General features: G+C 71.5%; 12 protein-coding genes. 4 read left to right on the forward strand and 8 right to left on the reverse strand.

What is annotated here, in order from left to right; translation table 11 throughout:
• Window positions 1–135: 135 nt before the first annotated feature.
• Genes ABZU76_RS25155 through ABZU76_RS25175 form a run of 5 tightly spaced genes read right to left on the reverse strand, consistent with a single transcriptional unit; the run spans window position 136 to window position 4,826 of the window.
• A complete protein-coding gene (locus ABZU76_RS25155; protein ID WP_354873644.1) occupies window positions 136–1,305 on the reverse strand; it encodes a lipid-transfer protein in 1,170 nt (389 codons plus the stop codon).
• The gene (locus tag ABZU76_RS25160) at window positions 1,302–1,688 is read right to left on the reverse strand and encodes an acyl dehydratase (protein ID WP_354873646.1); all 387 of its coding nucleotides are present in this window, start codon (window positions 1,686–1,688) and stop codon (window positions 1,302–1,304) included. Before ABZU76_RS25160 ends, ABZU76_RS25155 begins: the two co-directional genes overlap by 4 nt.
• Window positions 1,685–2,593 (reverse strand): OB-fold domain-containing protein, encoded by a 909-nt coding sequence (locus ABZU76_RS25165; protein WP_354873648.1) that lies wholly within the window; start codon window positions 2,591–2,593, stop codon window positions 1,685–1,687. Before ABZU76_RS25165 ends, ABZU76_RS25160 begins: the two co-directional genes overlap by 4 nt.
• Window positions 2,590–3,762 (reverse strand): acyl-CoA dehydrogenase family protein, encoded by a 1,173-nt coding sequence (locus tag ABZU76_RS25170; protein WP_354873650.1) that lies wholly within the window; start codon window positions 3,760–3,762, stop codon window positions 2,590–2,592. The genes ABZU76_RS25165 and ABZU76_RS25170 overlap by 4 nt, the downstream gene beginning before the upstream one ends.
• On the reverse strand, window positions 3,759–4,826 hold the full coding sequence (locus ABZU76_RS25175) for an acyl-CoA dehydrogenase family protein (RefSeq protein ID WP_354873652.1): 1,068 nt from the start codon (window positions 4,824–4,826) through the stop codon (window positions 3,759–3,761). The genes ABZU76_RS25170 and ABZU76_RS25175 overlap by 4 nt, the downstream gene beginning before the upstream one ends.
• Before the next feature lie 149 nt (window positions 4,827–4,975).
• Here ABZU76_RS25175 and ABZU76_RS25180 point away from each other — a divergent pair, with 149 nt between their 5' ends.
• Window positions 4,976–5,926 (forward strand): alpha/beta fold hydrolase, encoded by a 951-nt coding sequence (locus ABZU76_RS25180; protein WP_354873654.1) that lies wholly within the window; start codon window positions 4,976–4,978, stop codon window positions 5,924–5,926.
• A gap of 3 nt (window positions 5,927–5,929) precedes the next feature.
• On the opposite strand, the gene ABZU76_RS25185 is transcribed toward ABZU76_RS25180, so the two are convergent.
• Window positions 5,930–6,481, reverse strand: a complete 552-nt coding sequence (locus ABZU76_RS25185; protein ID WP_354873781.1) for a Uma2 family endonuclease — start codon at window positions 6,479–6,481, stop codon at window positions 5,930–5,932.
• A 504-nt stretch (window positions 6,482–6,985) separates the two neighbouring features.
• Between ABZU76_RS25185 and ABZU76_RS25190 the strand changes: the two genes are divergently transcribed.
• Window positions 6,986–8,659 (forward strand): TIGR04141 family sporadically distributed protein, encoded by a 1,674-nt coding sequence (locus ABZU76_RS25190; RefSeq protein ID WP_354873656.1) that lies wholly within the window; start codon window positions 6,986–6,988, stop codon window positions 8,657–8,659.
• Between the two features lie 47 nt (window positions 8,660–8,706).
• Entirely contained in the window at window positions 8,707–9,093 is a 387-nt protein-coding gene (locus tag ABZU76_RS25195; protein ID WP_354873658.1) for a nuclear transport factor 2 family protein, read from the forward strand.
• On the opposite strand, the gene ABZU76_RS25200 is transcribed toward ABZU76_RS25195, so the two are convergent.
• Complete coding sequence (locus tag ABZU76_RS25200) at window positions 9,090–10,484, reverse strand: wax ester/triacylglycerol synthase family O-acyltransferase (protein WP_354873660.1); 1,395 nt, start codon at window positions 10,482–10,484, stop codon at window positions 9,090–9,092. The two genes, ABZU76_RS25195 and ABZU76_RS25200, sit on opposite strands and share 4 nt — an antisense overlap.
• Window positions 10,485–10,542: 58 nt before the next feature.
• Here ABZU76_RS25200 and ABZU76_RS25205 point away from each other — a divergent pair, with 58 nt between their 5' ends.
• Entirely contained in the window at window positions 10,543–11,787 is a 1,245-nt protein-coding gene (locus ABZU76_RS25205) for an alpha/beta hydrolase (RefSeq protein WP_354873662.1), read from the forward strand.
• A 114-nt stretch (window positions 11,788–11,901) separates the two neighbouring features.
• On the opposite strand, the gene ABZU76_RS25210 is transcribed toward ABZU76_RS25205, so the two are convergent.
• Window positions 11,902–13,122, reverse strand: a complete 1,221-nt coding sequence (locus tag ABZU76_RS25210) for an FAD-dependent oxidoreductase (RefSeq protein ID WP_354873664.1) — start codon at window positions 13,120–13,122, stop codon at window positions 11,902–11,904.
• Window positions 13,123–13,127: the final 5 nt, after the last annotated feature.

Raw genomic sequence — 13,127 nt, forward strand, 5'->3', positions numbered from 1 at the left:
GCGTCGCTGACCTCCGCTCCACGGTGACATTCCGCGGCGGGTGAGCACCAGCCAGCAAAGAGGTGAAAGCCGTTGCCCCACAAGAGTTACCGCCCTCGTGGAGCTACCCGTACGGGGCCAGGGTATGAGTCGCGCTCAGTGACGAGTCAAGACCAGTCCACTGGTCGGGACGCCGGTGCCGGCGGTCACCAACACTGTCTCGGCGTCGCGCACCTGGTTCACGGCCGTGCCGCGGATCTGGCGCACGGCCTCGGCGATGCCGTTCATGCCGTGGATGTAGGCCTCGCCGAGCTGCCCGCCGTGCGGGTTGAGCGGCAGCGCGCCGTCCAGCGTCAGGGTGTCACCGGCGATGAAGTCCTTTGCCTCGCCGCGGCCGCAGAAGCCCAGCTCCTCCAGCTGCATCAGCACGTACGGGGTGAAGTGGTCGTAGAGCACCGCGACGTCCACATCGGACGGTCCGAGCCCCGACCGCGCCCACAGCTGCCGGCCCACCACGCCCATCTCGGGCAGCGCGGCGAGGTCGTCGCGGTAGTAGCTGGTCATCACATACTGGTCCGGCCCGCTCCCCTGCGCCGCCGCGGCGACCACGGCCGGCGCGTGGCGCAGGTCGAGCGCGCGCTCGACGCTCGTGACGACCAGCGCCACCCCGCCGTCGCTCTCCTGGCAGCAATCGAGCAGGTGCAGCGGTTCCGCGACCCAGCGCGACGCCTGGTGCTCGGCCAGCGTGATCGGCCGGCCGTGGAACCACGCCGCCGGGTTGGTCGCGGCGTGCGCGCGATCCACCACGGCGATGCGGCCGAAGTCCTCGCTCGTGGCGCCGTAGTCGTGCAGGTAGCGGCGCGCGATCATGGCGACGGTGGCGGCCGGCGTCGCGATGCCCATCGGGTAGTGGAACGCGTTGTCCACACCGGACGAGTTCACCTGCGTCGCCGCGGCGGCCGACACGCGGCCGAAGCGCTGTTCGGAGCGTTCGTTGAAGGCCCGGTACGCCACCACCACGTCGGCGACACCGGTGGCCACGGCCATCGCGGCCTGCTGCACCGTCGCGGCCGCGGCGCCGCCGCCGTAGTGGATGCGGCTGAAGAACTTGAGCTCCGGGATGCCGAGCTCGCGCGCCAGCGCGATCTCCGCGGTGCCGTCCATCGTGAACGACACCAGTCCGTCCACTTCGGACGCTTCCAGGCCGGCGTCGGCCAGCGCGTGCGTCACGCATTCGGCCGCCAACCGGAGTTCGCTGCGCCCCGAGTTCTTCGAGAACTCCGTGGCCCCGATTCCGGCGATCGCCGCCGCGCCCGCCAACGTCACGACGCACCACCAGGCATAGTGAGGGAGACCGTGCCCGTCAGGTGTTCGCCCAGCCTGCCGGTGGCGGACACGGCGAGCTCGACGTCGTCGCCGGAGCGGGAGACAACATGACCGGTGAAGGTGAGCGTGTCCCCCGCGTAACACGGCACGCCGAGGCGGATCTTGATCGAGCGGATCAGCGCCTCAGACCCGGCCCACTCGCTCACGAACCGTTGCACGAGACCGGTGTCGGTGAGGATGTTGAGGAAGATGTCCTTCGAACCCCGGGCGACGGCGGCGTCGCGGTCGTGGTGCACGTCCTGGAAGTCGCGAGTCGCGAGCGCGGTGCTGACCACGAACGTCGTCGTCGCCTCGATCCGCAACGACGGCACCACGTCACTCATCGCGCCACCCGCCACGCCGGCAAGGTCAGCTCGTCGTCCAACCGCACGAACGCGGCGACCACCGGCAGCCCGACCCGCACCTCGTCCGGCACCGCGTCCAGCAGCTCCGCCATCACGCGCACGCCTTCCTCCAGCTCCACCAGCGCCACCACGAACGGCAGCCGTTTGCCCGGCACCGGCGGGTGGTGGTGCACGACGTAGCTGTAGACCGTGCCGCGCCCGCTCGCGACGACGTAGTCCGGTGTCGCCTCCAGCGATCCGTCGGGCGGCATCGCACCCGGCGGGTGCCTCAGCGTGTCACCCCACCGCTGGATGCGCAGCTCGCCGTCGGACAGGCCGGCCCAGAAGAACTCCGTGTCCCGGCTGATCACCGGCCGCAGCACGGGCGCGGCCGGTTCGGCCGGGACCGGCCGGAACTTCAGCACCCGGAACACCATGTCCGCCACGGGCTCGCCGTCCACCGTCCACGACGTCCGCGTGGTCACGAACCAGCCCTCACCCAACGCCGTGCGCTTCGGCCCGGCGACGTCCAGCAGCTCCGTCGTAGCCGCGACGCGCTCCCCCGGCCGCAGATAGCGGTGGTAGGTCTGGTCGGAGTTCGTCGCGACGACGGACGTGTACCCGGCTTCGTCGAGCACCGCCATGATCGCGCCCATCGGGTCGTCGTCCGCGCGCCCGCCGTGCAGCCCCGCCATCGTCCACACCTGCGCCATCGCCGGCGGAGCCACCAGTCCCTTGTGGACGGAAGCCGACGCGACCGCAGGATCGACGTAGACGGGATTGGCGTCCCCGATCGCCTCGACCCAGTTGTTCACCATGGCCTGGTTCACCGGATCGCGCGCGAGCCGCGGCGCGCACGGCCCCGCGGCGGCGATCTTCGCGGCGGCTTCCTCGATCGTCGTCATCGCGGCACCCTCGGCAGTCCCAGCCCGGCGGAGGCGATCAGCTCGCGCTGGATCTCGCTGACGCCCCCGCCGAACGTCAGCACCAGGTTGCGTTTGGCCAGCACGTCGAGCCACTCGGCGAGCTCGGCCGTCTCCGGGTCGGCGAGGTCGCCGTGGCGCCCCACGAGCTCTTCCAGCAGCCGCCCGATCCGCTGGATGCGCTCGGAGGCGAACACTTTCGTCGCCGACGCGTCGGCCACCGCGACCGGGCCCGTCCCCGAAGAAACCTGCCAGTTGAGCAGTTCGTTCACCCTCGCCACCGCGAACGTCTCGGCCAGCACCGCGCGCACGTCCGGCAGGTCGAGCAACGGCAGGCCGTCCGGGGTGCGACGCGCGGCGGCCCAGGCCCACACGCGGTCGTGCAGCCCGCCGATCCGCCCGGCCGGACCGAGCATCACGCGCTCGTGGTTGAGCTGCGTGGTGATCAGCCGCCAGCCCTCGTTCTCGCGGCCCACCAGCAGGTCCGCCGGCACACGGACGTTCTCGTAGTAGGTGGCGTTCACGTGGTGGGCGCCGTCGCAGGTGATGATCGGCGTCCACGAGTAGCCGGGGTCGCGCGTGTCGACGACGAGGATCGAGATGCCCTTGTGCTTGGGCGCGTCCGGTGAGGTCCGCACGGCGAGCCAGATGTAGTCCGCGTCGTGGCCGCCGGTGGTGAAGATCTTCTGGCCGTTGACCACGTACTCGTCGCCTTCCCGGACCGCGCGGGTCCGCAGCGAAGCCAGGTCCGTGCCCGCCTCGGGTTCGGTGTAGCCGATGGCGAAGTGGATCTCGCCCGCGAGGATCCGCGGCAGGAACCGCGCCTTCTGCTCCTCGGTGCCGAACTCCTGCAGCGTCGGGCCCACCGTCTGCAGCGTCACCGACGGCAGCTGCACGTCGGCGCGTGCGGCCTCGTCCACGAACAGGTGCTGCTCGATCTCGCCGAACCCCTGGCCGCCGTAGCGCTCGGGCCAGCCGACGCCGAGCTTGCCGTCGCGGCCCATGCGCCGCACGACCTCGCGGTACACCGGGCCGTGGCGCTCCCGCAGCAGCGCCCGGCGTTCCTCGAGCGTCAGCAGGCCCGCGAAGTACTCCCGCAGCTCGGTGCGCAGCGCCTGCTGCGCGGCGGTCAGCTCGATGTGCGTGCTCACCCGGCCACCCGCTCCCCCAGCCGGCCCAGCCGGTGCGCGGCGCCACCGAGCGCCCGGCCGAGGTCCTTCACCGCCGAGAAGTAGCGGTGCAGCGGGTACTCGCGGTCGACGCCGAGGCCGCCGTGCAGATGGTGGCACGTCGCCAGTGCCGCGGGCGCCTGGTCGGTGAGCCAGTAAGCGGCGACGTCGAGCTCCGTGTCGGCGTCGAGGCCCGCCGCCAGCCGCCACCCGGCCGACGTCGCGGCCAGGTGCACGGTCCGGGCGGCCACGTAGACGTCGGCGATCTGCTGGGCCACGGCCTGGAACGCGGCCAGCGGACGGCCGAACTGCGTGCGTTCGGCGACGTGGCGCGAAGTCAGGGCCAGCGCGCCGGCCAGCAGCCCGTCGCCGAGCGCCAGCGCGCCCGCGAGCGCGAACCGGTGCAGCGTGGCGACGGCGTGGCCGGGCGAGCGGTCGCGCAGGAACTCCGTGTCGGCGAGCCGCACGCCGGCCAGCCGCACGGTGTACTCGGGTGCGCCACTGGAGCTGAGCGTGCGGACGAGCTCGACGCCGTCGGCGCGCGGGTCGACCAGCGCGACGGCGGTGCCACCCGGCAGCGCGACCGGGGTGAGGATCCGCGTGGCGTCCGCGGCGTACGGAACGCCCGTCTTCACGCCGGTGAGCTGCCACACCCCGTCGGCGGCCTCCGCGACGGTGCCGGGAACAGTCGCGAGCGGCGCGGACGGCTCGTGCAACGCCGCCGTGAGCACCTCGTCGCCGGCCGCGACGGGCGGCAGCAGCCGCGCGCGCTGGCGCGGCGTGCCGAGCGTCTCGACGGGCAGCACGCCCAGTGCCAGCACCGGATACGCGGGCACGACGGCGGCCGCGCGGCCGACTTCGGTCAGCACGGCGGCGACCTCCGCGACCCCGAGCCCGTCGCCCCCGAGGTCCGCGGGCAGGGCGAGCGCGAGCAGCCCGGCGCCGGCCAGCGCGCGCCACTGCTCGGCGGGGTCTGCGGATTTGCCGAGCACCCTTGCGGTCAGCGCGGCGATCTCGGCCTGCGTATCGTCTGGGGTGAAGTCCACGCCGGTCCCTCCCTCCGGATGGCCGCCACAAGTGGAACACGTTCTAGTCTTAACCGGAAGGGGCGGGATCGGCAACCCCCGGGGGCCTCGGCAACCGGGTACGCCAGAAGCGGAACAGGCCGTCGAGCGAAGAGGGGTGCCGAGTCGACGTGGGTGCGGAACAGGTTCTCCTAGGCGCGCTGGGCGACGTCGGCTGGCAGGCGACCCGGAAGCTGGCCACGATCCCGCCCACGGCCGGGGTGCCGGACCCGGAGCCGCTTTCGCTGCCGGGCCGCGGCCAGACCGTGGTGGTCGACGTCGGCCCGCGCCAGGCGCCCGCGATCATCCTGCTGCACTCCGTGGCCTGCACCGGCCTGCTGACCTGGTACCCCGTACTGGACCGCCTTTCCGCGCACTACCGCGTGGTCGTGTTCGACCAGCGCTGGCACGGGCAGGGCATTCGCTCCCACGAGTTCACGTTGCAGGACTGCGCCGACGACGTCGTGGCGGTGGCCGACGCGCTCGGCATCAACCGGTTCATGATCGCCGGCTACTCGATGGGCGGCATGGTCGGGCAGATGGTCGCCTACCAGCAGCGCGAGCGCGTGAACGGCCTCGTCCTGTGCTCCACGGCGAGCTACTTCCGCCGCGGCGTGCGCCAGCGCGTGGCGCTCGACCTGTTCGGGCGCACGCTGCAACTCATGCGCGACCAGGCCAAGATCGGCCTCGTCCCCGGCGACCCGCGCCGCGAACGGCTCGCGCGCCTGGAAGACCACCGGTGGGCGCTCGCCGAGTTCCGGTCCACGAGCCCGTGGGCCATCGCCGTCGCGCTCGACGAGATCGGCCGCTTCGACTCCGCGCCGTGGCTGCACACGCTGCGCGTGCCGACGTCGGTGGTCGTGACCAGCCGCGACGGCTTCATCGCACCGGCGCACCAACGGTCACTGGCGCGGCGCGTCCCGGGCGCGGCGACGTACGAGATCCCCGCCGGGCACACGGCGTGCGTGCTCGCGGCGAACCAGTTCGTGCCTGCACTGATGGCGGCGTGCACGTCGGTGCACGCGGCGATCGCCGACGAGCAAACCGCCCGAGTGCGCGAAGAAGAACCCGACTCGGCGTGAAGATCAGTAGCTGGAAACCAGATCGGCGGGGCTGAGGGAGATCCGGTAGGGCACCTCGAGATGCACGGTCTCGTCGCCGGTGGCCTCGGCGTCGAGCACGAATTCGGTGCCCTCCAGGCGAAAACAGCTGAGCGTGGGCTCATTGGGCTCGATGACCCAGTAGAACGGGCAGCCGGCCGCGGCGAGGCGGGCGGGTTTGAGGTGGCGGTCGATGTAGCGGCTGGACGGGGAGACGACCTCCACCGCGAGCATTGGCACGCCCACGAGCGCGCGCTCGGTGAAGGTCTCGCGCCGGCCGACCACCACGTCGGGGATCATCACGGTGAACTCGTCGAGCACGACGTCGACCGGTGCGGGGAGCACCTCGCAATCCGCGGGGCACACCGGGCTGAGCGCCGCGAGCAGGCGCGCGACGACCCTTTGGTGCAGCGGACGCGGGGAGGGGCTCACCAGAAGCGTCCCGTCCACCAGTTCGTATCGATGGCGTTCATCCGTGATCGCCTCCAGGTCCCGACGGGTGAGACGGTCGCCGTGTGCGAACGACGGGACTGTCATCATGCTGCCCCCAGGACGGGCCGATCGGAAAACGACTAGGCCAGCGTAGACGGACACACGCGGCAGCGCGAACCGTCCTCCGGCGGGCGGGAAACCCGGGCGGCCTATTCGTCTAAGCACCGTCCGACGTTCGCCGTCACGCAGGGTCACGAAAATGCGGAGAAATAGACTCGAACAGCCCAGGAGAACCCCCTTAGACAGGGCCGTTCGAGTTATGTGAGCGAATTCCCAAAATGGCCATTCCAGGTAGGGTAATACGACACCAATGGATTACCCGTTGGACGTCTGAGCTGGGCCGAAACCGATCTTTCGCGACGCCGCAAACGTCTCCAGCTCCGCGCCACATCACGTTATCATTGCGCGATCCGCCAGTGCGGGAAACCCCGAGTAAGGTGAACTTCACCATTCCGCATCACGTTCGCTCTGCGTGATTAACCGGGTGGACAAGAAAATCACGCATTCTGACTCGACCTTCGCACGCGTCAGCACACTTCGGTGGTGGTCATGCCTGCCCCGTCCGCACCCAGCCGGCCCGTCTCCCTCTTCCGTCTCGACGGCACCGGCGCCGAGTCCGACCTGTTGGTGTCACTCAAGCCCGAGCAGGTCACCACCGACACGACGGTGGACCTCTCCGGCACGCGCGCGCGGCTGGTCGCCGGTGCCTTCCACACTGAGATCCCGCAATGGCTTCCGCACGCGAGCGCGTTGACCGGCAGCGAACTCGACCTCTCTTCCACGCTGCCGTTCGCCGTGCTGCTCGTGCCGCGTCCACCTTGGACATACGCGGTGTCCTGGGGCGCCGGGCACCTGGTGCTCAACGACGAGTACGTGGAGCAGGGTTTCGGGCTGCTGTTCGGGATTCGCCGCCTCGACCCGTTCGACCTCGGGCTGGTGTCGAGCGCCGCGCTCGACGTCTCGGCACGCGCCACGCAGATCTCGATCCCGGGCGGTGGCGAGCTTTCCGCGTTCCGGCTGGAGCCCTACGGCGACCTCGTGAACCGACTGGCCGGCTCCGCGGACCTGACCGACCTCACCTACGGGCGTGTGACCGGTAAGCGCTACCGGATCCGCGTCGGCAACTCGCTCTACGTGCCGCTTGCGAAGGAACCACAGGCTTTTCTCGCGGATCTCGACGCCGTCGGTGCGGTGGTGGACGAGCCCGACGCGTCCTCGGCGCTGCGGTTCGTGGCGCAGACGCGGCCGCTCGACCGCCACCACCGGCTCGTCCCGACGCTGGAGGCACGCCTGGCCGAAGCGCTCGGCGGCGACACCGACGCGTCACTCGGCCTGGCGTGGCCCGCGACCGCGGTGAACGACGCCGAGAACGCCGGCTCGTTCCGCATCACCGGCCTGGGGTCCGGCGGGCCCTTGCACATCGAGTCGCGGCTGGAGCTGGACCACCTCACCGGCCGGCTCACGCAGCTGCCCGAGGACAAGCGGGTGAAGGCCCTGCGCGCCGGGCGCGTGATCACGTGCGCCGACGAGGCCGGCGAGGAGGAGACCGGGTCACCCGTGCAGGTCGCGAAGTGGCTCGTGTTCGAGACGACGATCGGGCACACGCGCTACGTGTTCCACCAGGGCCGCTGGTACCGCATCGGCGAGACGTACGTGGAGCAGATGCGCGAGCAGGTCTCGCAACTGCTGGCGCGCAAGTACGAGTGGCCGGACCTCACGTGGAAACCCACGGGCGAGCCCGACGACGAGAACCGCTACTGCCGCCAGGTCGCCACGCTCGACGGGTACGTCTGCCTCGACCGCGACACCGCGACCACGCCGCTGCACCCGCGCTTCGAGCTGTGCGACCTGCTGGGCCCGGGCAACGAGCTGATCCACGTGAAGTGGCTCGGCCGGGCGACGGCCGCCAGCCACCTCTACACCCAGGCGCTCGTATCGGCCGAGGCGCTGCACGACGAGCCGGAAGCGTTGGCACAGCTGGCCGAAAAGGTGTCCACATCGGACGACGGACGCGTGCTGACCGAGGCGCCGGACACCGTCGTGCTCGCCGCCGCGGGCCGCGCGTGGAACGTCGACGAGCTGTTCACGCTGTCGCAGGTCGCGCTGCTGCGCCTCGACCGGGCGGTGCGCAGCCTGCAGGCGACGCTCAAGTTCGCCGACATCCCATACGTGGCCAAGAAGAAGACCACAGCACAGCCCGCGAAACGCCGCCGGAAGACGTGAGGCGGTTAGGCTGACCGCCGAACCCCGACGGCAAGGACGGTACGGCTGTGACTCCTGATCCCGAGATCCGTGCCCGGATCGAAGAGCACTGGCGGGCTTCCGAGCGCGGGGACATCGACGTCGAGCACGCGATCTACGCCGCCGACGCGATCCTCGACTACCCGCAGTCCGGCGAACGGTTCCGCGGCCGCGACCGCATCCGCGCGCAACGCGGCGGCCACCCGGCAGAGCGGCACTTCACGATCAGCCGCATCACCGGCAGCGGCGACCTCTGGGTCAGCGAATGCGTGATCACCTACGACGGCGCGCCCACGCGTTCGGTGAGCGTCATGGAGTTCGCCGACGGCTTCGTCACGCACGAGACGCAGTATTTCGCCGACCCGTTCCCCGCGCCCGAATCGCGGGCGGCGGTGGCGGAACGGATGCCCGACTAGGCCGGCGAGGCCTTCAGCAGCTCCGTCATCGCCTCGGGCAGGGCCTCGGCCAGCGGCCACAGGTCCTTCACGAGCTCCTTGGCGCCGAGCAGGCCGACGCCGACCTTGCCCTCGTAGGAGAAGACGGTGATGTTGAGCCCGGCGCCGTGGAAGACGGGGCCGAGCGGGTACAGACCGGTGACGCGGGCGCCGAGCAGATAGAGCGGCATCGGCGGGCCGGGCACGTTGGAGATGATCAGGTTGTGCACCACCGGGTGGCGCTCGGCCAGCCGCAGTGAGGAGTAGGCGCGCACGCCGAGGCCGAAAGCCGTGGCCGGCGAGAACTGGGCCCAGTCGGCGAGCATGTCGGCGTCGATGTCGTAGTGGTGGTCCTTGGACAGCCGGTTGGCCTCGGCGAGGAAGAACACGCGCGCGGCCGGGTCACCCAGGTGGGTGGGCAGCGAGGCGAAGAACGCGGACACCTTGTTGCTGCCGTGGTCGCGTTCGGTGCGCTCGTGCACGGACACCGGCACGGTCGCCACCAGCGGGTCTTCCGGCAGCTCGCCGCGGCCGAGCAGGAACTGCCGCAGCGCACCGGAAACGAGTGCCAGCACCACGTCGTTGACCGTGACGCCGAAGGCGTTCTTCACGCGCTTCACGTCGGCGAGGTCGACCTGGGCGTAGGCGACGCTGCGGTGGCCGGTGATCGTGCCGTTGAGCGACGTGCGGGGTGCGGTGAACGGGACCGGCATCCCCTTGCCGCGCAACGTCTTGCCGAGCCAGCGGGGCACGAGCTCCACCAGCTCGGGCAGCAGCTTCGCCATCTCGAACGGGCGGTGCACGAGTCCTTCCACGCTTTCGCGCAGGATCTCGACGCGCGTGGGCAGGCCGCTGTTGTGCTGCTTGTCCCGCGGGATCTCCGGCAGCGGTGCCTCCGGCTCGAGGCCCGCGAGGTAGGTGATCAGGCTGGCGCCTCCGACGCCGTCGATGCTCGCGTGGTGCATCTTGATGAGCACCGCGATGCCACCGTTGGACAAGCCCTCGATCACGTAGAACTGCCACAGCGGGTGCGCGCGGTCGAGCTGCTGGCCGGCGATGTGGGCGCACAGCTCGGCCAGCTCGCGGTCGTCGCCGGGGCCCGGCACGCCGATGCGGTGTAGGTGGTTGTCGAGGTCGAAGTCCTCGTCCTCGACCCACACCGGGTGACTGAGGTTCCAGAGTGGATTGTGCAGTTTGCGGCGGAATTCCGGAATCAGCGCGACGCGCTCGGCCAGCCGGCGCTGCAGCTCGCCGAACGAGTAGCCGCCGGGGATGGTGGACCCGTCGAGCGTGAGCAGCCCGCAGACGTGCAGGACCTGCGCAGGGGTCTCCAGGTAGAGGAAACTCGCATCCAGGCCGCTCAGTCGCTGCATGTCGTCAGGGTAAATCAGAACCGCGGACGGGGCGGGGCGCGGCGGTAGCATCGGGAAGGTGAAACCGGCCTTCCTCGCTCGCCGGGCCGCGCAGCTCGGCCTCACCGCCGTGGCCCTGCGCCCGCCGCGCCACCGCTTCACGTCGATCCCCGTGTTCTTTTCCGCGTGGCTCACCGACGAGCTGGCGCCACAGCTGCTGGCGCTCACCGCGTTGGACACCGCGCAGCACATCGCGCGGCACGGGCGGCGGTCGTCGAAGGCCGGGGTTGCCTTGGCCGCGCTGTCGGCGGCCGGGCTGGGCGCGCTCGTGGCCACGGCGCAGAAAGCCCGCGGCGAGGTCGAGTCGGCGCTCACCGAGGTCCTCGGCCCGGACTACTCCGAGCGGCTGGCGCACCCGCCGAGCCCCCGCGACCTGGCGACGCCGTGGGGGCAGCTCGCGCTGCCGTTCCGCGTCGGCCACGACCCGGACGTGGTGCGCGAGCGGGACATCCCGTACGCCCCGGGCGGCAAGCGGTTCCTGCTCGACGTCTTCCGGCCGGCGAAGCCGGTGACCGGCGCGCCCGTGCTGCTGCAGATCCACGGCGGCGCGTGGACGATCGGCACCAAGGACGAGCAGGGCCAGCCCCTCATGCGCCACCTCGCGCGCCGCGGCTGGGTGTGCGTGGCGATCAACTACCCGCTCGCGCCCGCCCACCGCTGGCCCGCGCACGTGGAGGCCGCGAAGCGCGCGCTGGTGTGGATCCGGTCGAACATCGCTTCGTACGGCGGGGATCCGGGCTTCGTGGCCGTGACGGGCGGCTCGGCGGGCGGGCACCTCGCCGCGCTGCTCGCGCTGAGCCAGAACGACCCGGCCCTGCAACCGGACTTCCCCGGCGCCGACACCAGCGTGCAGGCGTGCGTGCCGCACTACGGCGTCTACGACATCGCGGCCACCAGCGGCGCGGCCGAGAGCCAGTACCGCTTGGAGAGCCTGCTGGCCCGCCGCATCTTCTCCCCCGACCGCGACCCGGTGACCTACCTCGACGACTACATGGCCGCGTCCCCGCTCGACCGCGTCTCCGACTCGGCGCCGCCGTTCTTCGTGATCCACGGCCGCAACGACTCGCTCGTGCCCGTCGAGGAGGCCCGCGAGTTCGTCGCGCGGTTGCGCGCGGCGTCCAAGCAACCCGTCGCCTACGCCGAACTCGCGGGCGCGCAGCACGCGTTCGACATCTTCCCCTCGATCCGCAGCGCCCACGTGGTCCGGGGCGTGGAGCGGTTCCTCGACCACACCTACCGGGCGTGGGCCGCGGCGGACCGGTAGCTCAGGGTTTCGAGCGGCGCGTTCGGGTCCGCGCGGCCCGGCGGACACAGCAACGGCCCCCGCGCTCCGGCCTTTCGACCGTCGCGTGAGGGCCGCCGCAGGGCGATGAAAGCCTCAGGGTTCGAGCGGCGCGTTCGGGTCGCCGAGCCGATCGGCGTCGATCGGGCCTTCGGCGCGGATGAGGGCCTTGAGCTGGTCGCCGACGTCCCAGACGTTGACGTTCATGCCGGCCAGCACATGGCCGTCGCGGAGCCAGAAGGCGATGAACTCGCGCGCCTCGACGTCGCCGCGGAAGACGACGCGGTCGTAGGCGCCCGGGTCGACGTGGCCGTGGTACTCCATGCCCAGGTCGTACTGGTCGGTGAAGAAGTACGGGAGTTCGTCGTAGGTGGCGTCCTGGCCGGCCATCGCGGCGGCGGCGACGGCGGGCTGGTTGAGGGCGTTGGCCCAGTGCTCCACGCGCACGTGCTTGCCGAGGAGCGGGTGCAGCGCGGAGGCGATGTCGCCGACGGCGAAGACGTCCGGGTCGGTGGTGCGCAGGGACGAGTCGACCACCACGCCGTTGTCCACGGCCAGGCCCGCGGCCTGCGCGAGCTCGACGTTGGGCGCGGCGCCGACCGCGACGAGCACAGCGTCGGCGGCGACCTCGGTGCCGTCGTCGAGACGGACGCCCGTGGCCTTGCCGCCGTCGGTGGTGATGGCCTCGACCTGCACGCCGAGGCGCAGGTCCACGCCGCGGGCGCGGTGCAGGTCGGCGAAGACCGTGGCGACCTCGCGGCCAAGCACGGCCAGCAGCGGCAGCTCCGCGACCTCCAGCACGGTCACCTCGGCCCCGGCCTCACGCCCGGCGGCCGCGACCTCAAGGCCGATCCAGCCCGCGCCGATCACGGCCAGGCGCGTGCCGGCGGTGAGCGTCTCCTTGAGCTTCGCGGAGTCGGCGAGGCGGCGCAGGTAGTGCACGCCCTCGGCGTCGGCGCCTGGGATCGGCAGGTGCCGCGGGCTCGAGCCGGTGGCCAGCAGGAGCTTGTCGTAGCCCACGGTCTCGCCGCCCTCGAGGCGGACCACGTGGTTGTCGCGGTCGATGGCGGTGGCCGTGGCGCCCAGGCGCAGGTCGACGTCGTGCTCGGCGTACCAGCCCTCCTCGTGCACGAACACGCTGTCGCGCTCGGCTTTGCCGGCGAGGAAGTCCTTGGACAGCGGCGGGCGCTCGTAGGGCCGGTCGGGTTCGTCGCCGATGAGCGTCACCCGTCCGGCGAACCCCTGGGTCCGCAGTGCCTCAGCGGCCTTGGCGCCGGCCAAGCCCGCGCCGACGATGACAAAACCCTGCTCTGGCAAAGGAA

This window comes from Amycolatopsis sp. NPDC005232 (assembly GCF_040607795.1).
Classification (GTDB): domain Bacteria; phylum Actinomycetota; class Actinomycetes; order Mycobacteriales; family Pseudonocardiaceae; genus Amycolatopsis.